The sequence below is a fragment of the uncultured Tateyamaria sp. genome (assembly GCF_947496075.1).
In the GTDB taxonomy this organism is placed as follows: Bacteria; Pseudomonadota; Alphaproteobacteria; order Rhodobacterales; family Rhodobacteraceae; genus Tateyamaria.
In genome coordinates this window covers 70,254-94,116 of sequence record NZ_CANMBJ010000005.1, presented here as the reverse complement: position 1 = coordinate 94,116, position 23,863 = coordinate 70,254, and the positions used below count along the sequence as shown (strand labels likewise).

The 23,863-nt window shown below is 60.9% G+C and carries 22 protein-coding genes; 13 read left to right on the top strand and 9 right to left on the bottom strand.

Annotated features, from left to right (window positions below; genetic code table 11):
- The first annotated feature begins 45 nt into the window (after window positions 1-45).
- Both otnK and Q1A51_RS17460 read left to right on the top strand, forming a co-directional pair.
- On the top strand, window positions 46-1,278 hold the full coding sequence (gene otnK, locus Q1A51_RS17465; protein ID WP_299604238.1) for a 3-oxo-tetronate kinase: 1,233 nt from the start codon (window positions 46-48) through the stop codon (window positions 1,276-1,278).
- Complete coding sequence (locus Q1A51_RS17460; protein WP_299604236.1) at window positions 1,275-1,925, top strand: aldolase; 651 nt, start codon at window positions 1,275-1,277, stop codon at window positions 1,923-1,925. The genes otnK and Q1A51_RS17460 overlap by 4 nt, the downstream gene beginning before the upstream one ends.
- A gap of 19 nt (window positions 1,926-1,944) precedes the next feature.
- Here the strand turns inward: Q1A51_RS17460 and Q1A51_RS17455 are convergent, their stop codons facing one another.
- The 5 genes from Q1A51_RS17455 to Q1A51_RS17435 form a co-directional block, all read right to left on the bottom strand.
- Window positions 1,945-2,997 carry an ABC transporter ATP-binding protein gene (locus tag Q1A51_RS17455; protein WP_299604233.1) on the bottom strand — a complete coding sequence of 351 codons (1,053 nt, stop codon included), beginning with the start codon at window positions 2,995-2,997 and terminating at the stop codon, window positions 1,945-1,947.
- A 3-nt stretch (window positions 2,998-3,000) separates the two neighbouring features.
- The gene (locus tag Q1A51_RS17450; protein WP_299604230.1) at window positions 3,001-4,254 is read right to left on the bottom strand and encodes a hypothetical protein; all 1,254 of its coding nucleotides are present in this window, start codon (window positions 4,252-4,254) and stop codon (window positions 3,001-3,003) included.
- A gap of 8 nt (window positions 4,255-4,262) precedes the next feature.
- Window positions 4,263-5,477, bottom strand: a complete 1,215-nt coding sequence (locus tag Q1A51_RS17445) for a carbohydrate ABC transporter permease (RefSeq protein ID WP_299604227.1) — start codon at window positions 5,475-5,477, stop codon at window positions 4,263-4,265.
- Window positions 5,478-5,658: 181 nt separating this feature from the next.
- A complete protein-coding gene (locus Q1A51_RS17440; protein WP_299604224.1) occupies window positions 5,659-6,891 on the bottom strand; it encodes a sugar ABC transporter permease in 1,233 nt (410 codons plus the stop codon).
- A 72-nt stretch (window positions 6,892-6,963) separates the two neighbouring features.
- The gene (locus tag Q1A51_RS17435; protein ID WP_299604221.1) at window positions 6,964-8,322 is read right to left on the bottom strand and encodes an extracellular solute-binding protein; all 1,359 of its coding nucleotides are present in this window, start codon (window positions 8,320-8,322) and stop codon (window positions 6,964-6,966) included.
- Window positions 8,323-8,598: 276 nt separating this feature from the next.
- Between Q1A51_RS17435 and Q1A51_RS17430 the strand changes: the two genes are divergently transcribed.
- Window positions 8,599-9,612 (top strand): LacI family transcriptional regulator, encoded by a 1,014-nt coding sequence (locus Q1A51_RS17430; RefSeq protein ID WP_299604218.1) that lies wholly within the window; start codon window positions 8,599-8,601, stop codon window positions 9,610-9,612.
- Here Q1A51_RS17430 and Q1A51_RS17425 read toward each other — a convergent pair.
- On the bottom strand, window positions 9,609-11,204 hold the full coding sequence (locus Q1A51_RS17425; RefSeq protein WP_299604215.1) for a choline dehydrogenase: 1,596 nt from the start codon (window positions 11,202-11,204) through the stop codon (window positions 9,609-9,611). The two genes, Q1A51_RS17430 and Q1A51_RS17425, sit on opposite strands and share 4 nt — an antisense overlap.
- Before the next feature lie 109 nt (window positions 11,205-11,313).
- On the opposite strand from Q1A51_RS17425, the gene Q1A51_RS17420 reads away from it, so the two are divergent.
- From Q1A51_RS17420 to Q1A51_RS17405, 4 genes are all read left to right on the top strand, one after another.
- Window positions 11,314-12,546 (top strand): TRAP transporter substrate-binding protein, encoded by a 1,233-nt coding sequence (locus Q1A51_RS17420; RefSeq protein WP_299210166.1) that lies wholly within the window; start codon window positions 11,314-11,316, stop codon window positions 12,544-12,546.
- A gap of 146 nt (window positions 12,547-12,692) precedes the next feature.
- On the top strand, window positions 12,693-13,364 hold the full coding sequence (locus tag Q1A51_RS17415; RefSeq protein ID WP_299604212.1) for a TRAP transporter small permease subunit: 672 nt from the start codon (window positions 12,693-12,695) through the stop codon (window positions 13,362-13,364).
- Window positions 13,361-14,719 (top strand): TRAP transporter large permease, encoded by a 1,359-nt coding sequence (locus Q1A51_RS17410; RefSeq protein WP_299210162.1) that lies wholly within the window; start codon window positions 13,361-13,363, stop codon window positions 14,717-14,719. The genes Q1A51_RS17415 and Q1A51_RS17410 overlap by 4 nt, the downstream gene beginning before the upstream one ends.
- A 12-nt stretch (window positions 14,720-14,731) precedes the next feature.
- Complete coding sequence (locus tag Q1A51_RS17405) at window positions 14,732-15,511, top strand: IclR family transcriptional regulator (RefSeq protein ID WP_299210160.1); 780 nt, start codon at window positions 14,732-14,734, stop codon at window positions 15,509-15,511.
- A 1-nt stretch (window position 15,512) separates the two neighbouring features.
- Here the strand turns inward: Q1A51_RS17405 and Q1A51_RS17400 are convergent, their stop codons facing one another.
- The 3 genes from Q1A51_RS17400 to Q1A51_RS17390 are packed head-to-tail and all read right to left on the bottom strand — an operon-like array spanning window position 15,513 to window position 18,264.
- Window positions 15,513-16,166 (bottom strand): GntR family transcriptional regulator, encoded by a 654-nt coding sequence (locus tag Q1A51_RS17400; RefSeq protein WP_299210158.1) that lies wholly within the window; start codon window positions 16,164-16,166, stop codon window positions 15,513-15,515.
- 8 nt (window positions 16,167-16,174) lie between these two features.
- Window positions 16,175-17,191: a Gfo/Idh/MocA family oxidoreductase gene (locus tag Q1A51_RS17395; protein ID WP_299604207.1), complete on the bottom strand. Its 1,017-nt coding sequence runs from the start codon at window positions 17,189-17,191 to the stop codon at window positions 16,175-16,177.
- Window positions 17,188-18,264 carry an isocitrate/isopropylmalate family dehydrogenase gene (locus Q1A51_RS17390; RefSeq protein WP_299604205.1) on the bottom strand — a complete coding sequence of 359 codons (1,077 nt, stop codon included), beginning with the start codon at window positions 18,262-18,264 and terminating at the stop codon, window positions 17,188-17,190. The genes Q1A51_RS17395 and Q1A51_RS17390 overlap by 4 nt, the downstream gene beginning before the upstream one ends.
- A 131-nt stretch (window positions 18,265-18,395) precedes the next feature.
- Here Q1A51_RS17390 and Q1A51_RS17385 point away from each other — a divergent pair, with 131 nt between their 5' ends.
- The 6 genes from Q1A51_RS17385 to Q1A51_RS17360 all read left to right on the top strand — a co-directional run bounded on the left by Q1A51_RS17385 (window position 18,396) and on the right by Q1A51_RS17360 (window position 23,805).
- Window positions 18,396-18,689, top strand: coding sequence for a putative quinol monooxygenase (locus tag Q1A51_RS17385; RefSeq protein WP_299604203.1), 294 nt, complete (start codon window positions 18,396-18,398; stop codon window positions 18,687-18,689).
- On the top strand, window positions 18,686-19,480 hold the full coding sequence (locus Q1A51_RS17380) for an N-acyl homoserine lactonase family protein (protein ID WP_299604201.1): 795 nt from the start codon (window positions 18,686-18,688) through the stop codon (window positions 19,478-19,480). Before Q1A51_RS17385 ends, Q1A51_RS17380 begins: the two co-directional genes overlap by 4 nt.
- A 190-nt stretch (window positions 19,481-19,670) precedes the next feature.
- Window positions 19,671-20,447 carry a 3-hydroxybutyrate dehydrogenase gene (locus tag Q1A51_RS17375; RefSeq protein ID WP_299604199.1) on the top strand — a complete coding sequence of 259 codons (777 nt, stop codon included), beginning with the start codon at window positions 19,671-19,673 and terminating at the stop codon, window positions 20,445-20,447.
- An 11-nt stretch (window positions 20,448-20,458) separates the two neighbouring features.
- The gene (locus Q1A51_RS17370) at window positions 20,459-21,553 is read left to right on the top strand and encodes a patatin-like phospholipase family protein (RefSeq protein ID WP_299604197.1); all 1,095 of its coding nucleotides are present in this window, start codon (window positions 20,459-20,461) and stop codon (window positions 21,551-21,553) included.
- A 4-nt stretch (window positions 21,554-21,557) separates the two neighbouring features.
- On the top strand, window positions 21,558-22,433 hold the full coding sequence (locus tag Q1A51_RS17365; protein WP_299604196.1) for a cupin domain-containing protein: 876 nt from the start codon (window positions 21,558-21,560) through the stop codon (window positions 22,431-22,433).
- Window positions 22,434-22,590: 157 nt separating this feature from the next.
- On the top strand, window positions 22,591-23,805 hold the full coding sequence (locus tag Q1A51_RS17360; RefSeq protein ID WP_299604194.1) for an MFS transporter: 1,215 nt from the start codon (window positions 22,591-22,593) through the stop codon (window positions 23,803-23,805).
- The last annotated feature ends 58 nt before the right edge of the window (window positions 23,806-23,863 follow it).

Below are 23,863 nucleotides of genomic sequence, written 5' to 3'. Positions count from 1 at the left end.
TGCTGTGCCAGTGCTTTCGTGCGGCAAAACGAAGGGAGAGGCGCGTTGAAACTGGGATGCATCGGGGACGATTTCACCGGATCAAGCGATCTGGCCAACACGCTCGCCAAGGAGGGGATGCGCACGACGCAATATACTGGCGTGCCTGCAGGCGACGCGGATCCGTCTGTGGAGGCGGGCGTTGTGGCGTTGAAGTCCCGTTCGATTGATCCGGCCGAGGCGGTGGCGAAGTCGCTGGAGGCTTTGGACTGGCTGCGCGCGCAGGGGTGCACCCAGTTTTTCTTCAAGTATTGTTCGACCTTTGACTCGACGCCGGAGGGCAATATCGGCCCCGTCGCGGATGCCTTGGCAGAGGCGTTGGATGCCCACCGGGTCATTGTATGTCCCGCTTTTCCGGGTACGGGGCGATCGGTCTATCAGGGGCATTTGTTCGTGAATGATGTGCTGCTGAGCGAGAGCGGGATGCAGAACCATCCGCTCACGCCGATGACGGACTCGGATTTGCGGCGATGGCTGGCACCGCAGACGCGGTATGACGTGGGGCATGTGGGCGCTGCATCGGTGTTTGCCGGCGCGGAGGCGATCCACGTGGCATTGCAGGCCGAGCATGAGGCGGGCAAGCGCCATATCGTGGTGGATGCGATCAGGGATGAGGATTTGCGCGCCATTGGTGCCGCCGCGCGGGACCTGCCATTGATCACCGGCGGGTCAGGTGTGGCGCTGGGCCTGCCTGCGAACTTCGGCTGTGTGGCCGGTGCCGTTCCCTGGGTCGGGCAGGGCGGTCGCGCCGTGGCGTTGTCCGGCTCCTGTTCCATCGCGACGCGGGCGCAGGTCGCTTATCACGCCGCCCGCCATCCGGTACGCGAGGTTGTGGCAGCGGATGTGATCGAGGGGCGGTTGACCGCTGGCGATGCGGCGGCGTGGGCCTTGGCGCAGGACGGCGTGCCGCTGCTGTATTCGTCTGCCGATCCGGAGGTGGTGCGACAGGTGCAGGATCAGTTTGGCCGTGAGCGGTCGGCGGAGGCCTTAGAGGGCTTTTTTGCCGACGTGGCCCGCGTGGTCCGCGACGGTGGGGCGACCCGCATCATTACTGCCGGAGGCGAGACGTCGGGCGCGGTGGTCGAAGGTTTGGGCCTTGATACGCTTGATATCGGACCGGAAATCGATCCGGGTGTGCCTGCCCTGCGCGCGGGGCCTGATCTGGTTGTTGCCTTGAAATCTGGGAATTTCGGGGCCGAAGATTTCTTTGAAAAAGCGGATCGGGTGTTGATGGCATGAGTGACGAAAGCGCGTTGCGCGAACAGATATGCTTGCTTGCCAAGTCCTTGTTCGACCGGGGCCTGACCCATGGGTCGACCGGCAACATCTCTGCCCGGACCGAAGATGGTGGGTTGCTGGTGTCGCCCACCGGCACCAGCTTTGGTCGGCTCGATCCCGGGCGGCTGAGCCGGTTTGATGCGTCGGGTGCCCATGTGGCGGGGGATAAGCCTACGAAGGAAATGCCCCTGCACACGGCGTTTTACGACACGCGCAGCGCTGCCGGGGCCGTGGTGCATCTGCATTCCTGCCACTCGGTTGCACTTTCGATGCTGCCGGGGGCTGACCCGGACAACTTCCTGCCGCCCCTCACGCCCTATGGCATCATGAAGCTGGGCAAGGTGCAGCTTCTGCCCTTCTTCCTGCCCGGTGATCCGGCAATGGGCGAGGCCGTGCGCGGCCTTGCAGGCAAGCGGTCAGCGGTGATGCTGGCCAACCATGGCCCGGTGGTGGCCGGCAAGGATGTCGAGGCCGCCTGCAATGCCATTGAGGAGCTGGAAGATACCGCGCGGCTCGCGTTGATGACCCGGGGCATGGGGGCGCAGGGCCTGACCGAGGATCAGGTGCGGGCGGTTGTGACCAAGTTCGACGTTGAGTGGGATGACTAGCGTCGTATCCTAACACGGCTCACGTGTTGATCGTATTCCCGTCGGCATCAAAGAAATGCGTGCGCTCCGGATCGAAGCTGAGGCCCACAACGTCGCCGACCTTCAACTCCGCATCACCTGAAATCCGCACGTTGATCTGCCCTGCCGCCCCGCAATCCAGGAGCACAAACGTGTCGGCACCCAGATACTCTGCCACATCGACCGTGCCATCGCATTGACCAGTGCCCGCTGCGCCTACGGCAACATGTTCGGGCCGGATGCCCATCTGCGTGGCCGCACCGCTCAGGCTGTAAGGACCGCCGCGCCCGCCCGGCACAGTGTAACCGCCATTCGCTGTAGAACACCCAAACACATTCATCTTCGGGCTGCCAATGAACTGCGCCACGAACACGTTGCCCGGATGGTTGTAAAGCTCGCGCGGCGTGCCGACCTGGATGATCCGGCCCGCATCCAGAACCACGATCCGGTCGGCGAGAGTCATCGCTTCGACCTGATCGTGGGTCACGTAGATCATGGTGGCCGACAATGACTGATGCAGTTTTGAAATCTCATAACGCATCTCGACCCGCAGGGCCGCGTCGAGGTTTGACAGCGGCTCGTCGAACAGGAACGCCGTCGGTTCGCGTACGATGGAGCGGCCAATGGCAACACGCTGGCGCTGCCCGCCTGACAGGTCCTTGGGCCGACGCTCCAGATACTGATCCAGTTTCAGCGTCTCGGCGGCAGCGTCCACCTTCTCTGCAATCTCGGCCTTGGGTGCGCCCGCCGTTTTCAGCGAGAACCCCATATTGTCCCGCACCGACATGTGGGGGTAGAGCGCATAGGACTGGAACACCATCGACAAGCCACGTTTGCTGGGCGGCTGATCGGTGACATCCTTCCCGTCGATAAGCAGGGAACCACGGCTGATATCCTCAAGCCCCCCGATCATGCGCAGCAGGGTGGACTTGCCGCAGCCCGAGGGCCCAACAAAGACGATGAACTCACCATCGTTGATCGCCAGATTGACGCCCTTGATGACCTGCACCTCGCCATACCATTTCTCGACAGCGTTGAGAGTGATCGCGCCCATTGCTCAGGCTCCTTGATTGGTTGGAGAGGCCCAGGCCAGCCAAACGGCCGCCGTCCATGTGAAAGTGCTGCCGCCCGCCGGTGACCCGTCGCGGGGATCGAAATATTCGGCAAAGCCGTGTTCGGCGATCAGGTCGGCGGTGCTGTGTCTGAGCGCATCGCCCTGGGCCAGGCCCATTTCGGACAGGCCTGTTCCGATCATCAGGTTCATCATCCCCCAGACCGGACCGCGCCAATAGCGCTTGCCGTCAAAGCGAGTGTCATCCGGGGTCAGCGAGGGCACGCCATATTTGCAAAGGGCCAGAACCTCGGCCAGACGCGCCCGCATGTCCGGGTGATCGATACCGGCATACCAGCACAGGAAAGACGCGTTCGAGATCGACCGAGACCAACTGCCGCCGACCACGTCGCGGCTGTCAAAACAGCCCAGGGCCGGGTTCCAGAGGGTCTGTGCGCCCGCCTGAAGCGTTTCTGCCCAGCCCTGTAGTTCGCGCACATCCGCGCCCAACATCTCGCCGATCGTGATGAGGTCACGGGTGGCCCGCAACAGGATAAAGGTCATAGTCGGGTCAGCGACGCGGAAAGGGGTGTCCTGCAGCATTGCTGCCTCATCCCAGCCCAACCGGGCGCCCCGTTGCACCAGCCAGATATATCGATCGTAGTCATATTTCGTGGGCCGCATTGAGCTGTCGACATGGGTCGTGTCGCGGCGCGTGTAGTCTCCAACGCCTTCGGGGGTGATGGCGGCCATGGCCGCGTCCCAGTCGGGGGCATTGTCGCGTCCGGCTTCCCACGGGTGAGTGACGCAGACCGCACCTTGGTCCAGGCGCCAGTCCATGAACCAGCGATGCCAGGCGACCATCTTGGGATAAAGTTCGGCCACGCGGTCCCGACCGACGGCGGTATCCTTTTCCAGCACCATCCGCGCCATGGTCGCGGCGACGGGCGGCTGGCTGATGCCAGAGGAGGGGATTGGCCCCGTGCCCTGCCATACGTCATGATTGGGGAAGTACCCTTCGTCCGGCACATGGAACAGGATGTGTGGCACCATCCCGTTGTCCCACTGGCCCGAGAACAGGGTTTCGATTTCGGCCCAGGCGCGCTCGATGTCGAACTCGGCAAAACCCACTGCGGCAAAGGCACTGTCCCAGTTCCATTGGTAGGGATACAGGCCCGAGGTTGGGATCGTGTACCCACCCTTGTCGTTGCGTTTCAGGATTGCACGGGCTTCCTCGTCGCGCATGTCCGTGGATGTCATGTCTCGCATCATCCTTTTACCGACCCGGCGGTCAGCCCTTTCGTCATGAACCGTTCCAGCCCCAGGAACAGGGCCATGATCGGAATGGTCGCGATCACGGCGCCCGCCATCAGGTGCTGGCGCGGAATTTCAGAGGAGTTCAGCATCGCGACCCCACGGGTCAGCGTGAATTTCGACGGATCGTCCAGCAGCATGAAGGCCAGCAGAAATTCGTTCCAGGCGATCATGAAGACATAAAGCGACACCGACACCATCGCAGGCAGCGACAGGGGCAGGGTGATCTTCCAGATCACTTGCAGGCGGGACAGGCCGTCCATCAGCCCCGCCTCCTCGACCTCGCCCGGCAGGCCGCGGAAGTATCCCTGCAGCATGTAGAGGGCGACGGGGATCGTGGTGACCGGATAGATCATCAGCAGCCCGGGAATGGTGTTGCGCAGGCCGGTCATAGAAAAGGTGATATAGATCGGCAGCGCCAGCACGATCATCGGCACCATGTAGATCAGCAGGATCGACCGCGAAAACGCGGCCCGCCCCTTGAACCGCAGCCGTGCCACGGCATAAGCGCCAGGGACCGAGAACAGCAGCGTGATCAGGACCGTCAGAACCGACACATAGAAGCTGGTCCAAAGGTAGCTGCCGAAATTGAACTGGCCAAACAGCTCGGTGTAGCTGCGAAACAGGTCCCAGCCGCGGCTGAGTTCGATGGAGAAATCGAGCGGGTTCCTAAGCAGGGCCTGCTGCGATTTCAGGCTGGTCATCACCATCACGTAGAAGGGGATCAGCACGGCGGCGGTAAAGACGATGTAGCCGAACCCGGTCAGGAACCGGATCACCGCATCCTCAAACGCATGTCGGGTGAGCGGACCGGGATGCGCCTCGACCAGCATGAGGGTCAGGGGCCAGATCATGAACAGACCAAAGGAGACGACGGCCATAAGCTGCCACAGAACCGGGACGTTCTCTTGAAACAGGATCGGCGACAGTGGCGTGAACATCAGCACAAAGCACAGCAGGATGAAGCCACTCATAACCAGTCGTGCATCGCGCAAGTAGATGCTTGCCATGCCGCCGCCCAACCCAAGGATCAGGCATCCCAGACTGCCGGGCCGAAACCCAAGGCCAGAAGCAAAGGACAAGGTAACAGACACCGTGACGGCGATGACAAAGGCCCAGAACAAACCGATGACGGCCCCGGTCACCGCGCCTTGACGCAGACTGCTCATGCCGATCCTCCTTCACTTTGCCAGATAAACTTCGGGATGAGGCCGCAGGCCGAAGGGCAGAGCCCTTGCGCGCGCAGCGCGCTTCCCCCGCCCGCCGCAGGCACACGATCCATGCGCGCCTTTGGCACACGATCCATCCGCGCCTTTGGCGCGACACAAACTAGTTTTGCGGCACCCGACATCACAGCCCTTCCTCCTGAGAAATGTACTTGAAGAAGAAGAAGCTGAACAAAAGCAGGGTCGCAAAGATCACTACGGCCACCGCTGCGCCCGCCCCGATATTCGAGATCGCAAAGGCTTGTTCGTACACGTTGACCGTCAGCGTGCGGGTGCCCGCATTGCCCCCCGTCAGCAGGAAGATGTCGTCGAACTTGTTGAAGGTCCAGATGAAGCGCAGCAGGAACAGGACTGACAGGATACCCAAGAGCATGGGCAGCGACAGGTACCAGAACTTCTGGAAGGGTGACGCGCCGTCCATATCTGCCGCCTCGTACATATCCGTGTCGATGGATTGCATCCGCGCAAGGATGAACAGGAAGGACAGCGGGAAATAGCGCCAGATCTCGAACACCGTGACCATGATCAAGGCAAGCGGGCGCTGGCCAAAGAAATTTATGGGGCTTTCAACGACACCCATCTGGATCAGCAACGCATTCAGTGAGCCCGAGAACGGATCAAGCAGGGTGACCCAGGTGAAGGCCACGGCAATGATGGGCGAGACGTAAGGAAACAGGTACAGGCCGCGCAGCACGCCTTTGCCACGGAAGGACTTGTTCAGCAACAGTGCCGCAAACAGCCCGACGACCAGCGCGCCGATGGTGCCGAAGACTGTATAGAAAACCGTTGCCCACAGGACGGACCAGAACTCGTCTCCGTCAAAAATACGCGCGAAATTCTCAAGCGTGAACTCGGAATTGGTCAGGATGTTGTCGCCGACACCATAACCTGAGGGTTCGGTCCCTTCGACAATGGCTTCGAGCGTCTCGAGATCCCCATCCAGTGTGACCGGAATGCGGATGCGCTCGTTGAATCCGCCTTCTACATCGCCAAAGTCGCAGCGCAGCGCGCCACCCTCGACCGAACACTGCTCGGGCAGTGCCCCCGGCGTCACACCGTCATGCAGCGTGTCGGTGAATCCAAGCCCCACAATCTCTTTCTGCTGGGACGAGTTGCGCACGCGATACTCGATCACCATCTCGCCCGATCGCTCGCGGAGACTTTCGCGGATCACGGGGGCCACGGGGCGCAGGTCGGCCAGCCCAACGGGTTTGAAGCTGATCCAGAAGATCGCCAGCAGGGGCAGGATGATCACAAGGCTCACGATGGTGATCGTGGGCAGCAGCAGGGACCAGGCCAGCCGCGCCTCGCGGCGCTCAAGCGCACCACGGGTGGTCGGTGGAGTAGGGACCGTCATGGGATGTCTCGGACTGAGGGGGTCAGGGTGAGAGGGCGGGGCGATCCGCCCCCTCGCAGCCTATGGGAGGGCTTAGTTGATCGAAGACAGCTCGCTGTTCATCGCCGCAATCGCGGCAGCGGCGTCGATCTCTTCATCGATGTACTGACGCACGATGCGGTTGATCGCCTGGCTGTTGATCATCTTGGAGGCCAGCGCGAGCTGCCCTTCCTCGACGCCCCAGCGCTGGGCGACTTTCAAGCCGCCTACGATCTCGTCCAGCATCTCGGCGGCATAGAGATCCTTCATGGGCGCCTTGCGATCCACACCAACCGGAATTTCCGACCACGCGGCCGAAAACTTGCCGGGCTCATCCGCGGTGCCGGTGCGGACGGGGAACTTGCCCTCGGCCGCGATGGACAGCGTCTGCATGTAGCCGTCGTTCATCGAGAACTCGACAAAGGCCTGAGCGATTTCAGTATCCGCATCGTTGGTAATGCCAAAGTACCGTACATCACCCCAGGCCGCGCCATCCGGGTTCGACGGACCTGCAAAGTTGGTCACGATGCCGGTTTTGGCCGCCAGTTCCTTGGTCGTGGGGTCGTCGTTGATGGTGGGGGCGGCACTGTCGCGCAGACCGGCCAGTTCATCCAGAATGAAGGGTGACCAGATGATCATGGCTGCATCGCCCGCGAAGTAGATCTCGCGCGATTGCTTCCAGAACAGCTCTCCCGGGGGCGAGGCTTTGGCGATGGCCTTGTAGAAATCCAGCACTTCCGTTGTGGCCGCAGCATCCAGTTCCTTGAAACCATCGTCGCCGACGGGGCTGACACCGTTGGCGAGGAAGACATGCTCCAGCACTTGGGACATGAAATTCTCGTCCACCTTGGTGGCAGCGACAAACCCATACATCTCCGGCGGGTTGTGCAGCGCTTCCAGCGCGGCCTGAACGTTCGCAAATGTGTTGGGCGGTTCCAGCCCTTTCTCGGCAAACAGGTCGGCGCGGTAGACGATCATCTGCGTCCAGCCATCCACGGGGACGGACGCGATGTCGCCATCATAGGCGGCCATCGACAGCGGACCGGATGCGAATGTGTCGCGGCCCAAGCCGTCCACCACATCAGTCGCAGCTTCCGTGTCCAGAATACCCGCTTCGGCCCACGGCAGGGCGTACTGAAGCGGGTGGTAGATGACGTCCGGCAGGTCACCGGCAGCAAAGGCGGCCGTGGTGCGCGTGCCCAGCTCGGTTTCTGAGACCGGGATCACTTCGACGCTGTTGCCCGTGGCTTCTTCGAATTGGGCCGCCATTTCCTGTTGCTTGGCAAGGCGTTCCGGTTGTTCCTCTGTGGTCCAGAAACGGATGTCTTGGGCCATCGCGGCGCTTGCGCCCAGCACAAGGCTTAACGCGGTGCCGGTGGCCAATCGAGCCATCAGACCTTTGGTTGCGTACATGTGGTGTCCTCCCATTGGTAGTCTTTTGGTCCGGTCGCCTGCGCAGCAATCCGAACGGGACCTGCCATAAATGGTCGCAGATAATTGCAACGATGCAACAATTATTTTTGCTGCACTGCTTTCGAGAAAATTCAATAAATATCATTATTTTGCCGCATTGCGGCGAAGATGACGGCACAGAAATTGCAACGATACAATCCGATTCGGTGTTGATCGACATGTCACCTCCTGTTCTGATAATCACAGTGTTCACTGACCCAAATCGCAAGGCAGGCCATGGCCGATCCGACCCGCAAACCGCCAACGCTCAAGACAATCGCCGAGATCACGGGCCTTAGCCTGTCGACGGTATCCTTGTCGTTGCGCGATGGGTCCCGTTTAAAAAAGGAAACACGGGACAAGATTGCGGCAGCGGCGGCCGAGGTAGGTTATGTGCCCAACCGCGCGGGCGTACGTTTGCGTACGGGCCAGACCAACGTGCTGACGCTTGTACTGTCGCCCGCCAAGAACACGATCGACTACACACGCCAGATGATCGAAGGGATCGGGGCGCATTTGTCCGGCACCAAGTACCATTTGAATGTCATTCCCGACCTGCAAGGGGCCACACCCGAAGAATCGGTGCGCTATGTTCTGCAGAATCGGACTTCTGACGGTATCATCCTGACCCACACCAGCGCGCGCGACCCGCGGGTCCAGATGCTGATTGATGCCGATTTCCCGTTCGTGTCGCATGGGCGAACTGAATTCTACGCGGCCCATGCTTTTCACGACTTCCATGCCGAACGCTATGTCGAGATGGCGGTCGAGCGGTTGATTGAGCGCAGGCGCAAACGCTTTGTCCTGGTCGCCGAAGACGACGCGACGACCAATTTTGCCAAGATCACCGGTGGATTTCACCGGGCTTTGGCCCGGCATGGCATGACCGGAGAGGTCGCGACCGAAACGGGTATCCTGATTTCCACCGACACAGCCCGGGAGTTCGGGCAGACGCTCGCGCAGCGCAGTGACCCATTTGACGCGATCATCAGCAACAATGAACTGGCCACACTGGCGCTGATGGGCGGGATGGCCGATCAGGGGCAGGTGCTGGGCCGCGACTATGATCTGATCTGTCGTCAGACAACGCCGATTCTGCCAACGCTTTACCCGCAGATTGATACGGTAACCGAAGACCTGGTGGCCACTGGCCGCGAACTGGCGCGTCTGTTGATCGATCGGGTGTCAGGTGTGCCGGTCGATCAATTGCAGACGTTGCATGAACCAGAGCCGATGTGGCGCAGCAGTTAGGCAGTTCCGAGGATCAGATCCGATGCCTTTTCACCGATCATGATGGCGGGGGCGTTGGTGTTGCCGCTGACAATCTCAGGCATGATCGAACAATCGGCCACGCGCAGGCCTGTAATCCCGCGTACACGCAACTGTTCATCGACCACCGCCGCCTTGTCCTGACCCATTTTGCAGGTCCCGGTTGGGTGATAGATTGACGCAGTATTGCTGCGCGCCCAGTCCAGCGTGGCATCGTAATCATCCATCGGCAGGTCCGCATGTGGGCGGTATTCTTCCGAAATCTTGGATGTCAGAGGGGCATGGCGGGCAATGCGTCGCGCAATATTGACCCCTTCAACCACCGTTCGGCAGTCCGTTTCGGTGCTGAGGTAGTTCGGAATGATCTTCGGATAGGTGCGCCCATCCTTGCTGACCAACCGAATCTCTCCCTTCGATTCGGGCCGCAACTGGCAAACGGACATGGTGAAGGCCGAAAATGGGTCAGCACCCTTGCCGGGATTTTCTGCAGAAAGGGGCTGGACGTGGAACTGAATGTCGGGGGTCTCGAGGTCGTCCCGGGTCTTCATAAAGCCGGTGGCAAGGCTTGCCGCCATGGTCATCGGACCGGCCCGGAACATCAGGTATTTGAGGCCGATCTTGGCCTGTCCGAACAGGCTCGACACCTCGTCATTCAGGGTGGGTTCGTTGCACTTGTAGACCAGCCGCGCCTGCAGGTGATCCTGCATATTTTTGCCGACGCCCGGCAGGTCGACAACCACGTCGATCCCGTGTTCTTGCAACTGTGCCGCTTCTCCAATTCCGGAGAGCATCAAAAGCTGCGGAGAGTTGATGGAACCGCCCGACAGGATGACCTCTTTGCGGGCTTTGACAGTCTGCCACGTACCGCTGCGGTCACGGTAGGACACACCGGTCACCTTGGTCCCGTCCAACTCGATTCTCTCGACCTGAGCATGGGTCACGATGTTGAGGTTCTCGCGGCTGCGGACCGGGTTCAGGAACGCCACGGCAGACGAACAGCGCCGTCCGTTGCGCGCAGTTAATTGAAAGAATCCAACACCTTCCTGATCAGCGCCGTTGTAATCCGGGTTGAATTTGTAGCCTGCGGATTGGGCGGCGGCGACCCATGCGTCGGTGATGGGACGCTGAATACGCATGTTGGAGACAGATAGGTTGCCCTGATCGCCGTGGAACTCGTCGGCACCGCGTTCATTCTTCTCGGATCGCTTGAACAGGGGCAGGACATCATCCCACGCCCAGCCGCGATTGCCCATCTGTGCCCAGCGGTCATAGTCCTGCGGTTGCCCCCGGACATAGAGCAATCCGTTGAGGGACGACGACCCGCCCAGCACCTTGCCGCGAGGCCATTCGATAGAGCGACCGTTCAGGCCCGGATCGGGCTCGGTCTTGTAGCACCAGTCCACGTTTGGGTTGTGAATGGTTTTGAAATACCCGACCGGAATATGAATCCACGGGTTCCAATCCCGGCCGCCCGCTTCAAGCAGCACAACCTTGGTGTTTGGGTCCGCGCTGAGACGATTCGCGATCACGCAGCCGGCACTTCCGGCACCCACGATGACATAATCGGCTTCCAAAACGACCCCTCCCTTACTTAAAGTCAAAAAAAGACTAGGCAGATTGTTCAAGCTGCGCTAGCCTTTTCTGAGATAAAACGTCTCAATAATGTGTATCAGGGAGGATTGCATGAAACTTGGGAAAAACCTCGCGGGCATTTCGCGCCGCGATCTGTTCCGTGTGGCTGGTCGTTACGGCCTCAGCTCCACGCTGCTTGCAGCGGGTAGCTTTGGTGGTGCGATGAGTGTTGCCAATCTGGCGGCCGCCGCGGAATCAACATACGACAAACGGTTCTCGAAAGAGCCCAAGCACACACTGAAATTCGGTGCAGCCGGCTTCAACCAGCAGAACCTGCTGATCGAGCGCGCCGGTTGTCTCGAATTCGCGCGCGATCTCGAAGAGCGCACCGATGGTGAGATTCGCGTTGAGTTCATCGGCAACAACCAGATCTGTGGCCAGCTGTCCTGCGTTGAGAAAGCGCAACAGGGCATCGTCGACATCTATGCCGCCTCGACCCAGAACTCGGCCGGTGGTGCGCCCTATCTGAACGTGCTCGACTATGCGTACATGTTCCGCAGCCGGGCCGACCAGTACCACTTCATGTACAGCCCGGACAGCCAGCGCATCCTGCGCGACCCGTTCGAAAAGCGCCACGGCCTTAAGTTCCTGTTCACGCACGCTGAACTGCGCGGCATCCAGTTGGGTCTGTCGTGGGAAGACAAGCCCACGGTCGACAACATCGACGTTCTGCGCGGCACCAAGAACCGCGTCACGGGCACACAGCTTGGCCGTATCGCGATGGACGCGCTGGGTCTGAACCCAGTGCCGGTTGCTTGGGAAGAAACCCTTGATGGTCTGAAGCAGGGCCTGATTGATGGTGCCGAAACTTGGGCATCGGCCGTGGCTTACGCCAACATGTCGCCGGTGGTCAGCCAATGTGTGGACCTGCGCTTCTTCTGCGGTACGGAACACACCGCGATGAACGCACAAACCTTCGACGGTCTTGGCGGTGAGCTGCAGGATGCGGTTATGGAATCGTCTTACCTGACACAGGTGCACGTCCAGGCCGCAAACGAAGCCGCGCTGGTCAACACTGTTGGTTTCTCGCACCCGCACCAGGGTCCGGACACCATCTTTGCCCAGAACAACGTGCGTGTCGCCGCACTGTCCGACGCAGAGATCAAGAAAGCGGAAGAGCAGTGCTCGCCCGAGTTCCAACCGCAGCTGTGGGAGCAGTGGCGCGAGCGGATCAACGGTTGGGCCGGTGGCATCGACACATACCAGGAAATCTACGACGGTGTTCGCCAGAACCCGCATACCCTGGCCGAGAACGTCGAACCCCGCCGCTGGTGGCGCGGTTAATCCGGAAACGGATTTCTCACAAAATCAATGGCTTGGGCGTATATCGCCCAAGCAGCTATCCATGTCGCGTAACACCGGCATGGATTTCCGTATCCTGACGCGACAAGATGCTGGAACGGATTTGCCAGGCACGAGGGAGGTGCAGCATGGACTTGATTGCGGGCATGGGAGAAATCATCTCCGCCCTGATGACAGGCGACTCATTCGAGTTGCAGACCGCGCTGCGCGGCAATGCCGGGATGTGGCCACTGGGCTTCATCGCCACCTTCGTGGGCGGTGCTTTGGTCGCGCTGCTCTACCGTGCTGTCCCATTCATCGAACGCCACTTCGAACCTGCCGTAATGGTCGTTGCCTATTTGGCGATCGGCTACATCATCTTTGCGGGCGTGGTGCAGCGGTTCTATCTGAGCGGTCAACCGGCTTGGTCGACGACCCTGCCGCCGTTCCTGTTCCTCATCATGACGTGGGTCGGATGCAGCTATAACGTCAAGCTGCGCACACACCTCGCATTTGCCGAGTTTCGCAAGGCCGCGCCACGCGGAGTACAGATGGCCCTGCTGGTTCTCGACGCCATCCTCTGGTTCGGTTTCGCCTGGATCGTGGTCGTGACAACCGCGCAGGAAACTGTGCGTGCCGCCGCCAACTTCGCCATCATGCTGGGCACGGATAACGTGATGCAGTGGTGGTTCCTTGGCACCGTGCCGATCGCATTCATCCTCTTGACTGCACGCGTGATGGAAAACCTCGCCGCTGATCTCAAGAAATACCGCGACGGCAACGAAATGATTGAAGCCGCAGTGATCGGAGGTGACGCATGAGCGATCCAACACTCATCACCCTGATTTCCATCGCGGTGACCATCCTGTTCATGATGGGCGTGCCGGTGTTCCTTGTCATCGCCTATTGGGTGATCGGCATGTCGTTCGTCCTTGAGCTGCAGCTTTTGAACATGGGTGCAGCCCTGCAGGACGTATTCACCGACGGTTTCGCCCTTCTGGCCATGCCGCTCTTTATCCTGACCGGTGACTTGATCAACCGCTCCGGCATCGCGCGGCGCCTGTCCGACTTTGCCTATGCCTGCCTCGGCTGGATCCGTGGCGGTCTTGCCATGGCATCCCTTGGCGCGTGTGGCCTATTTGCTGCGATCTCGGGCTCGAACTCGGCCACCACGGCCACCATCGGTTCGATGCTGCATCCGGAAATGGTCAAGGGCGGATATGACGAACGCTTCTCGGCCGCCACGGCGGCGGCGGGCGGTACGGTGGGGATCATCATCCCGCCGTCGATCATCTTCATCGTCTACGGCTTCCTGATGAACCTGCCGATCTCGGACCTGTTTGTCGCGGGTATCATTCCCGGTGCCCTGATGGTGGGTGGTATGATGCTGGCCTGTTTCATCATCTGCTGGCGCAACGGTTGGGGCTACCTGATCGCACTCAGCCCGTTCCGGGTGTTCAAGACTGCGCTTGGCGCATGGCTTGGCTTCTTCGCCATCGGTCTTGTGCTCTGGGGCATCTACACCGGTAAGTTCTCGCCCACCGAGGCGGCGGGTGTGACCGTCGGCTTCGGGATCATTGCGGGCCTGGTCAGCTGGGTTGTGTCCAAGGTATTCCGCATGGATCAGACCAAGGACTGGTCCGAGAAATCGGCCCTGTCGATGCTGGTCGTCGAAGGGTTCACCATCCCGCAAATCCCGAGCATCACGATGCGCTCGGCGCAGATCACCGGCATTCTTGCGCCGCTGATCGCCATCTCTGTTGTGATGCAGCAGATCCTGTCCCTTTTGGGCGCACAGCAGGTCATTGGCGACTTCGTGACGTCGATGGGTGGCTACTACCCGATTCTGTTCACGGCGATGGGCATCGTGTTCATCTGCGGCATGGTGCTGGAATCCTTGCCGGTGACGATCATTCTTGCGCCGATCCTTGCGCCGATTGCGGCGAGCGTGGGCGTCGATCCGGTCCACTTTGCCGTGATCTTCCTTGTCGGTGCATCCATCGGCTTTGTGACACCGCCCTATGGTCTGAACCTCTACGTGGCGTCAGGCGTAACAGGCGTTCCCTACTTCCGCTTGCTGCGGTATACGGTGCCCTATCTCTTCGCCCTGATTTCAGTGTGGATCATCGTGTCGTTGACACCTGAGCTCGCGCTGTTCCTACTGCCAGAAAGATAACGCCGTAGAGCCATGCCTGACGATCACCGCCCCCGTAAGGACCATCAAATCCCCACCAATCTGCGCCTGCTGATGGTGATGGAGGAGGTCGCCAAGCGTGGGGTGGCCGTCAAACCGACAGACCTGATCGATGCATTGGGTCTGCCGAAACCCACCGTGCACCGGTTGCTGCAGACGGCTGAGGCCGAGGGGTTCCTGCAGCGCGACCTTGACGGGCGCAGCTATGGTCCGGGCCCGCGTCTGCGGGCCTTGGCCGTCAGCACCATGTCATCCGAGCATCTGCGCACGGCGCGTTTGACCATCCTGCGCAGCGTGGCGGAAGAGGTGGGTGAGACCTGCAATCTTGCCACCGCTGACCGCGAGGGGATGACCTATCTCGACCGGGTCGAAACCGAATGGCCCCTGCGCATTCAGTTGCCCATCGGCACGCAGGTGCCGTTCCATTGTACGGCATCGGGCAAGATGTATTTGTCGACGCTCCGCCCCCACATCCTGCGGACAGTTCTCACGACGCGTCCGCTCGAGGCGCATACCGAAGGCACGCTGGTTGACATCGACAGCATCAAGGCTGAGTTGGAAACCACACGCATGCGCGGATATTCCACGGACAATGAGGAATTCATGTCCGGCATGGCTGCCGTCGCAGTCCCGATCTGGGATGGGCAGGGGAAACTGCTGGCCACCCTGTCGGCCCACGCGCCGATTCAGCGCCGCAGCCTTGTGGACCTGATCGACTTCCTGCCGGCCCTACGTCGTGGCGCGGAAGAGTTGACCCGGCTGCACACGTCGTAACTTACAACCCGTGAAACTGGTGCTTCTCGAGAAGCGCCACCAGCATATCGCGCGCCGCCTGCCGGTGGGCATGGTGCGTGTCATGCGCTGTCTTCGCATCCCCGCGCGCGATCGCCTGATAGACGATTCGGTGATCTTCGTTCGATTGTTTGGGTTTGGGGCGCATGAACAGGGTCGTCGCACGGGCCCGGCGCACCTGATCGCGCATCACCGACACCACCATGCTTAGCCGCGCATTGCGGCCCAGGCGGACAAGCTCGCGGTGGAACCTGTCATCCGCTTCGGCCCAGGCCCGCAGGTCATCCGCCGCCAGTGCGGCATCCATATCGCGGATGGCCGTGGCCAGTGTGGCAAGGTCCGACTTGGAATACTGCGTCTCTGCGGCGCGGGCGGCGGCAAGGCTCTCCAATTCCGTTAGAATGTCATAAATCTCGGCCATGTCGGTGGCGGACACCGGGCTGATACGGATGCCCCGGCGCGGGCGCATCTCAACCAACCCCTGCGCCTGCAACATCAACGCGGCCTCGCGCACGGGCGTGCGGGACATACCCAGCTGTTCGGCCAGCTCGCTCTCAAGATGGTCCGACCCGGGCGGCAACTCTCCGGCGAAGATCATCTGGCGCAGGGCCGATACGGCCCGTTCCACATTGCTCATGGCCCCCATTACTCCACCTCTTCCAAAGTGACCTTTCGACCCTCCTTGGCCGAAGCATAGATTGCATCCTTCACCGCAATGACCCGCAGATAGTCGCGCGCCGTGTTCTCAAGCGACGTGCCTTCCGTCATTGCGCGGATCACATGGGATTGCAGCGCGTGGACGCAATCCCCGCCAAACCCGTCCCATGTGTCCGGGCCGAGGATCGTTTCGACCTCTGACAGACCGAAGGCGCGCCGCGTGACAGATCCATCACCGTGCAATGCAAGTATGCCCTGTGTCCCCTCGATCAACGCCTCGCCCATGGTCCGGCGCAGGTTGTCGGCCACGTGGTCCAGATGCCTGTTGCCATCAAACAGCGCCCGCACCGGCCCATGGTCAAAGATCACGTGGCCTGCATCTTCGCCCGCGATCACGGGATTGATGCGGCGCAGATCGGCATAGACGGCGCTGGCGGGGCCAAAGAGATAGGCAAAGGTGTCCACCCAATGCACCGCCGTTTCATGAACCAGAAACCGGGGCATCTGCTGGAAGTAGGGCTGGCGATCCAGATAGGCCTCTGGCCCTTGTCCGTCGCCGGGGCGTAAACGGAATGTCGCGTTCAGCACCTCCCCAATCGACCCGGCTTCAAGTTCAGCCTTGATCGCCCGATACCACGGCTGAAACCGGAAATTCTCGTGCACAACCAATCGCGCGCCTGCTGCCTCTGCCTCCGCAACGATGGAGCGCGCCTCGTCGATATCCATGCAGAACGGTTTTTGGCAGATGATCCATTTGATCCCTGCTGTCAGGGCCGCACGAATGGTGGCGGCATGGGCGGGTGGGGGCAGGATGATGTCCAGCAGATCGGGTGCTGCCTCGGTCAGCATCTCGCCCAGATCGTCATAGGCGGGGGCGCCCGTGGCGCGCGCCTTTTCAATATCCAGATCGCAGGCTCCGACCAAAGTGACCCCATCCATCCGCGCCCAACTGCCATAGTGGAACTGGCTGAAATAGCCCGCGCCGACGCAGGCCACCCGGATCATGCCAACGCCCCCTCTATTGCAGCGGCCACTTCTGCTGTCCCGGCGGATCCACCCAGATCACGGGTCAGGACGCGTCCCTCGGACACAACGGCATCGACCGCATCGCGCAAACGCCTGGCATCCTCTACCATCGCAGGCATGTCATGCCGACTGGCCAGCCATTCCAGCATCATCGCGCCCGACAGGATCATCGCCATCGGGTTTGCCACACCTTGGCCCGCAATGTCGGGGGCTGAGCCATGGCACGGCTGGAACACCGCGTGGTGTGCCCCGATGTCGGCTGACGGCGCCAAACCAAGACCGCCCATCAGACCAGCCCCCAGATCGGACAGGATGTCACCAAACATGTTCTCGGTCACCATGACATCAAAGGACCACGGACGCTCGACCATCCACAGCGCGGTGGCATCGACATAGGCATGATCGGCCTCGATCTCCGGATGCTTGGCGGCCTCGGCATCGAACATCTCGCGGAAGAAGGCAAAGGCACGGAAGACATTGGCCTTGTCCACGCAGGTCACCTTGCCCGGCCCTTGCCCGGACGCCTTACGCGCGTGGGCCATATCAAAGGCAAAGCGGAACAGGGGCTCTGAAATCTCTCGCGTGATGCGCAGCGTCTCACGCGCCTCGTCGGCCTCAACCTCGCCGCGGCCTTGCGTATAAAACAGCCCCTCGGTGCTTTCACGGATAAGGACGAAATCCACGGGCTTGTCCGTCGCCAAAGGGGTTGGTTGGCCGGGGCGAATGGTGACAGGGCGCACGCCCGCAAACAGGGTCAACGCCTTGCGCAGATCAATCTGCGGCGCAATTTCGGTCCCATCCGGGTAACGGATGCTGGGCAGTCCCATGGCGGACAGCAGGATTGCGTCGGCCGCTCGCGCCCCTTCCATTGAGGCGGGCGGCAGGCTCTCTCCGGTCTTGGCATAATGCGCAGCCCCCGCAGGCAGGTCGATCCAGTTCAGGCCATAGCCAGACCCCGCTGCCAAACCAGTTAACAACTCAACCGTGGGGGCCATGATCTCGGGGCCAATGCCATCCCCTTGAAACACGGCGATATCAAAACTTCTGTGCATGGCGCGGGCCCCTTTCGGCATAGGCTGGTGAAAAGCGACTCGCTTCTCGTATATGTTTATGTATACATTAATGTATGAATTATCAAATACCTGGCCGCATTCACTGCGGAGGGCAAGGAAAAGGGACACCCATGCCATATGCAGTCACCGTCATCTTCGACCTGAAACCGGGCACGCAGGACGCGTTCATGCCGCACATCATCCGCAATGCGCGCCGCTCGCTCTACGACGAACCCGGATGCCAGCAATTTGACGTGTGCACAGACCCAAGCCAGCCTGACACAGTATTTCTCTATGAACTCTACGATGACCTTGCGGCGTTTGAGGCGCATCAACAGACGCCGCACTACCTCGAAACCGGTCCCAAGATCGCGGATATGGTTGCGAAAAAGACCCTGAACACCTTTGAGTTGGTCCACAGATGACCTACGAAGTCTACGCCATCAAATACGCCGAACAGACAGAGCGTGTGCGTGGCAACAACTACATGTTCGAGGACAATCACGACGCGCCCGATCCCATCGACTTCTATATGTGGCTGATCCGGGGTGAGGGGCGCGTGATCCTCGTGGACACAGGCTTTGACGCCGCCGAAGGGCAGGCGCGCGGGCGACCCATCCGCCTTGATCCGGGTGAGGCGTTGAAGCCGTTCGGCCTGAACCCCGAGGACGTGACCGAGATCATCGTGACCCACCTGCATTTCGATCATGCGGGCGGTCTGCACCTATTTCCCAATGCCAAACTGCACCTGCAAGCGGCCGAGATGGCCTATGCCACCGGCCCCTGTATGTGTCACGACGCGCTCCGCGCACCCTTCACCGTGGGCCACGTTGTTGCTGCGGTGCAGCGGCTCTATTCCGGCAAGGTGACCTTTCACGATGGCGACAGCGAGATTGCCGATGGCATCACCGTGCACCGCATTGGCGGGCACACAAAGGGGATGCAGGCGGTGCGGGTGCGCACCCAGGCAGGGTGGTTGGTGCTGGCCTCGGATGCCGCGCATTTCTATGGCAATTTCCTCACCGGAACGCCCTTTCCCATAGTGGTGGACATGCAGGACATGCTGGACGGCTTCGCGACGATACAAAGGCTTGCAAGCGCGCGGAAGCTTGTCGTGCCCGGTCATGATCCCTTGGTGCGGCAGTATTTTCCAAACGCCATGGCTGACCACATCACGCGGCTTGATGTCGGACCTACGCAGGACCCGACACTGTAACAAAGCGCCATCGCCTGCGCTCAAATATGAGGCAAAACGGCGAAAACAGCCGGTTCCGGCAGTAACACTTAGCGGCATTTCTCACGTGGTAGAGAGGTGAGCGCCAAAAAGTTGCTGCACATGCAAAGCGGCCCTACCTCTTGAACAATCACGGCTTTCCGCGCCGCAGCATTGTCCAGAGAGGTCACCCATGACACGCACCGCCATCATCACCGGATCAACCAGCGGCATCGGACTCGGCATTGCCGAGGCTTTCGCCGCCCAAGGCTTCAACATTATGCTCAACGGGTTCGGCGACGCGAACGAGATTGAGGCGACGCGTGCGGACCTTGACGCCAAATCCGCGGGGACGGTTGCCTACCACGGCGCCGACATGACCAAACCGGACCAGATCGCCGATCTGGTGGCGACAACCGAAGCGCAGTTCGGTGCTGTCGATATCCTCGTGAACAACGCGGGGATCCAACACGTCGCCCCGGTCGAAGAGTTCCCGTTGGAAAAATGGGACGCAATCATCGCCATCAACATGTCCTCGGCCTTCCACACCATTCGTGCCGCTCTGCCGGGGATGAAAGAGCGTAGGTTCGGGCGGATCATCAACGTGGCTTCGGCCCACGGCCTTGTCGCGTCGCCCTACAAGTCAGCCTATGTCACGGCCAAGCATGGGATCGTCGGCCTGACCAAGACCGTCGCCCTTGAGGCCGCGCAGCACGGTGTCACCGTAAACGCGGTCTGCCCGGGCTATGTGCTGACCCCGCTGGTCGAGGGGCAGATCCCCGATACGGCCAAGGCACGTGGCATCACCGAGGAAGAGGTGAAACGCGATGTGCTGCTGGCAGCGCAACCTACCAAGGAATTCGTGACCGTCGAACAGCTGGGTACGGTGTGCACATTCCTCGCCTCTGAGGCCGCAGCCTCCGTCACCGGCATTGCGATGCCGGTTGATGGCGGCTGGGTCGCGCAGTAGGGGGCGGGGACATGTCAGTCACCAACGGCCGGGCAAAGCGTCACGAGAAATCCATCAACCTCGCATTGCAAGGCGGGGGATCGCACGGGGCCTTCACCTGGGGCGTCCTTGACCGGATGTTCGAAGAAGACCGTCTGTGGATCGAGGCGGTCAGCGGCACCTCTGCCGGGGCCATGAATGCAGTGGTCGCGACCCAAGGGATGTATGACGCGGGTGCGGCCGGAGCGCGGCAAGCGCTCGAAGATTTCTGGCGCGCGGTCAGCCGCGCAGGGCAGGGCAGCCCGATCAAGCGCACGCCGCTCGACATGATGCTGGGGTCCTGGTCGCTCGATGCCTCGCCCGGTTACGTGATGATGGACATGATGAGCCGGATGGCCTCGCCCTACGACCTGAACCCTTTGGGACTGAACCCATTGCGAGACGTAGTTGAGGATTTCATCGACTTCGACAAGGTCGCCAAATGCGATGACATGGGGCTGTATATCTCTGCGACCAATGTCGAAACGGGACGGGCGCGTGTTTTTCACCGGCACGAGGTGACGTTGGACGTGGTGATGGCCTCGGCCTGCCTGCCCAACATGTTCAAAGCGGTCGAGATTGACGGCGTGCCCTATTGGGATGGCGGTTACATGGGGAACCCGGTGCTGTTTCCCTTCATCGATCACTCGCCGTCTTCGGACATCGTGATCGTGCAGATCAACCCGCTGAAACGCTCCGGCACCCCCCGCCGTGCGCGGGACATTCAGAACCGGATGAACGAGATCACGTTCAACGCCTCGCTATTACGGGACTTGCGCACCATCGATCTGGTGCACCGGCTGATCGAGGATGGCGCGTTGTCGGATAACGAATACCGCGTGATGAACATGCACATGATCGACGGTTGCGACGACATGCTGGCACTGGATGCGTCGTCCAAGCTGAACTCCGAATGGGCGTTTTTGATCCATTTGCGGGACCTGGGACGCGAACATGCGGACCGCTGGCTGACCGCGAATTTCGACAAGATCGAGAAGGAAAGCACGCTGGGTCTGCGTGCGATGTTTGATGACTTTGGGGCACCCCACGGGGGCAACATGGTCGAGCTGAAATCCAGAAAAGGATGACCCCATGACATTTCGAACTGCTACACTCGGGCTCGCGATTGCGGCGCTCGGCACGACCGCCTTTGCCCTAGAACTGGACAGCGTGAAGACCCGCGTCCTGAATGGGTTGGAGGGGCCGTCCGGGCCCAAAAATATCTCGAACCAACCCATCGCGAACGCTCCGCTGGCCGAGGAGGGCCTGAGTCAGATTTCCGGGTACAACCTGCGCACGCGGTCCTGGAACATCTCGGGCGACACGGGCATCGTACCGATACACAGCCATGTCGACCGCCCGGCCATTGTGTTCACCCTGACCGGCGAGATTTTCGAGTATCGCAGCGATGCGGCCGAGCGGATCAGGCACAGCGCCGGAGGCCTGAGCCTGGAAGAGGGCGATGTCACCCACTGGTGGCTGAACGAAGGGCCCGAGGATGTGCGCTTGATCGCCTTTGATGTGTTCAATGCACCGGGTGAGGCCGTGGTTGCGGACACACCCGCGCAACAGGACTTTGACCTGCCGGATCAATCCGGGGCTGTGTTGGAGTTGCTAGGCTTGGTTGATATCGAAGGGCACTACGATGGTGAGAAGGGGGATGGTCTGGCCCTGTCCGCCTACCGCGCCGTGATCGAGCCGGGCGGGGTACTGCCCAGCTTTGTGGCCGCAGGTGAGCCGTTGCAGGTCTGGGTGTGGGACGGGGTGGTGACCGAGCATCGGTCCGACAGCGACACGCCGGTGACTTTGGCGGCTGAAGAGGGCACACATCTGGGCGGCGGCGCACAGGCCTATTGGCAGAACTTGGGTGATGCCCCGGCGGTGCTGTTCTTTGGTGTGGTGGAGCCCATCACGGAGACCGAAGGTGTGCCGCAGGTCGGTGTGCAGGCGCATCACGCGGGGCAGTAGAAATGGGAGTTGGGGCGCGGTCTGGTGGTTTGTCCCCGCGGGGACAAACACATCAAATGGTTTCTTATCAATGGTTTGCAGGGCGCGCTAACCACTTTTTAACCTTTGTTTTCGTGGCGTTGTCGCGCCCGGACATGTGCCACGGGAGACATATGTCATGGCTGTGACGGCCCAGATGACCGGGATGGCCGAAGAGCTGGCCAAGAAGACGCCGGAAGATCGCCGCATGGTGATCCGCCGGTCAACGATGATCGCGCTGATCGCCTTTTTGACGCTGATTGACCTTTTTGGCTCGCAGGCTTTGCTGCCCACGCTGGTGGAGACCTATGGCGTGTCGCCAGCGGCGATGGGCTTTGCCGTCAATGCGTCGACCATCGGGATGGCGTTTGCCTCGCTGGTGGTGGCCATCTTTGCCCGGCGGATCGATCGCAAGCGCGGGATCTGGATCTGTCTGGCGCTGCTGAGCATCCCGACAATGCTGCTGGCCTCAACCGACGACCTGACCACCTTTACCTTGCTGCGAGTGGCGCAGGGCGTGTTCATGTCCGCCGCCTTTACCCTGACGCTGACCTATCTGAGCGAGGAGTGTTCGCTGACCGCCGTTGGTGGCGCGATGGCCGCCTATATTACGGGGAATGTCGCGTCGAACCTTTTGGGGCGACTTCTGGCGTCCGAGATTGCAGGGAATTTCGGCCTTGCCGAAAGCTTCTACGGCTTTGCAGCGCTGAACCTGACAGGGGCTGTGGTTGCATATTTCTATATCGGGGGGCGGGACAGCCATCGCCATGATACTGCCGACGGGCCCTCGGTCATCGAGGCGTGGTTGGATCATCTGAAGAACGCCAAGCTGGTGGCAATGGTGGGGATCGGGTTCATCCTGTTGTTCGTGTTTGTCGCGACCTTCACCTATGCCAATTTCATTCTGGCGCAGGCCCCGTTTGACTTGCCGCAGACGATGATTGGGTTGGTATACTTCGTTTTTGCCCCGGCGATCCTGACGACACCCTTGGCGGCCGCGTCCGTCGCGCGGTACGGCGCGCGGACGAGCTTTCACGGCGCGATTGCCGTGTCATTGGTGGGGCTGGTGTTGTTGTTGACGCCTGTTCTGGCGGTGTTTCTGTTGGGGTTGGCGTTGGTCGGGGCGGGGTTGTTCTTTGCCCAGTCTGTCGCGACCGGATATGTCGGGCGCACTGCCACGCATGATCAGGCGGCGGCCAACGGGTTGTACCTGGCCAGCTATTATCTGGGCGGGATTGCCGGGGCCTTTGTCATTGGGCAGGTGTTTGCCACGCAGGGCTGGACCGTTGCCGTGGTTGTGCTGCTTGCGCTGACTGCGCTGGCCTGGGTCTTGTCGCTCAGGATGGGGCGGTGATCCAAAGGCGCGCTGGCGCGCACGCGATTCATTTTTGCTGACGAGGGGGCTGTCTGCC

What these genes read in the sequence shown, in the direction of transcription:
- Q1A51_RS17390 (WP_299604205.1), bottom strand. Translation starts at nt 18,264, where the DNA reads ATGCACAGAAGTTTTGATATCGCCGTGTTTCAAGGGGATGGCATTGGC.
- Q1A51_RS17445 (WP_299604227.1), bottom strand. Translation starts at nt 5,477, where the DNA reads ATGAGCAGTCTGCGTCAAGGCGCGGTGACCGGGGCCGTCATCGGTTTG.
- Q1A51_RS17380 (WP_299604201.1), top strand. Translation starts at nt 18,686, where the DNA reads ATGACCTACGAAGTCTACGCCATCAAATACGCCGAACAGACAGAGCGT.
- Q1A51_RS17375 (WP_299604199.1), top strand. Translation starts at nt 19,671, where the DNA reads ATGACACGCACCGCCATCATCACCGGATCAACCAGCGGCATCGGACTC.
- Q1A51_RS17360 (WP_299604194.1), top strand. Translation starts at nt 22,591, where the DNA reads ATGGCTGTGACGGCCCAGATGACCGGGATGGCCGAAGAGCTGGCCAAG.
- Q1A51_RS17435 (WP_299604221.1), bottom strand. Translation starts at nt 8,322, where the DNA reads ATGTACGCAACCAAAGGTCTGATGGCTCGATTGGCCACCGGCACCGCG.
- Q1A51_RS17385 (WP_299604203.1), top strand. Translation starts at nt 18,396, where the DNA reads ATGCCATATGCAGTCACCGTCATCTTCGACCTGAAACCGGGCACGCAG.
- Q1A51_RS17410 (WP_299210162.1), top strand. Translation starts at nt 13,361, where the DNA reads ATGAGCGATCCAACACTCATCACCCTGATTTCCATCGCGGTGACCATC.
- Q1A51_RS17440 (WP_299604224.1), bottom strand. Translation starts at nt 6,891, where the DNA reads ATGACGGTCCCTACTCCACCGACCACCCGTGGTGCGCTTGAGCGCCGC.
- Q1A51_RS17370 (WP_299604197.1), top strand. Translation starts at nt 20,459, where the DNA reads ATGTCAGTCACCAACGGCCGGGCAAAGCGTCACGAGAAATCCATCAAC.
- Q1A51_RS17430 (WP_299604218.1), top strand. Translation starts at nt 8,599, where the DNA reads ATGGCCGATCCGACCCGCAAACCGCCAACGCTCAAGACAATCGCCGAG.
- Q1A51_RS17420 (WP_299210166.1), top strand. Translation starts at nt 11,314, where the DNA reads ATGAAACTTGGGAAAAACCTCGCGGGCATTTCGCGCCGCGATCTGTTC.
- Q1A51_RS17450 (WP_299604230.1), bottom strand. Translation starts at nt 4,254, where the DNA reads ATGACATCCACGGACATGCGCGACGAGGAAGCCCGTGCAATCCTGAAA.
- Q1A51_RS17405 (WP_299210160.1), top strand. Translation starts at nt 14,732, where the DNA reads ATGCCTGACGATCACCGCCCCCGTAAGGACCATCAAATCCCCACCAAT.
- Q1A51_RS17400 (WP_299210158.1), bottom strand. Translation starts at nt 16,166, where the DNA reads ATGAGCAATGTGGAACGGGCCGTATCGGCCCTGCGCCAGATGATCTTC.
- Q1A51_RS17455 (WP_299604233.1), bottom strand. Translation starts at nt 2,997, where the DNA reads ATGGGCGCGATCACTCTCAACGCTGTCGAGAAATGGTATGGCGAGGTG.
- Q1A51_RS17460 (WP_299604236.1), top strand. Translation starts at nt 1,275, where the DNA reads ATGAGTGACGAAAGCGCGTTGCGCGAACAGATATGCTTGCTTGCCAAG.
- Q1A51_RS17415 (WP_299604212.1), top strand. Translation starts at nt 12,693, where the DNA reads ATGGACTTGATTGCGGGCATGGGAGAAATCATCTCCGCCCTGATGACA.
- Q1A51_RS17365 (WP_299604196.1), top strand. Translation starts at nt 21,558, where the DNA reads ATGACATTTCGAACTGCTACACTCGGGCTCGCGATTGCGGCGCTCGGC.
- Q1A51_RS17395 (WP_299604207.1), bottom strand. Translation starts at nt 17,191, where the DNA reads ATGATCCGGGTGGCCTGCGTCGGCGCGGGCTATTTCAGCCAGTTCCAC.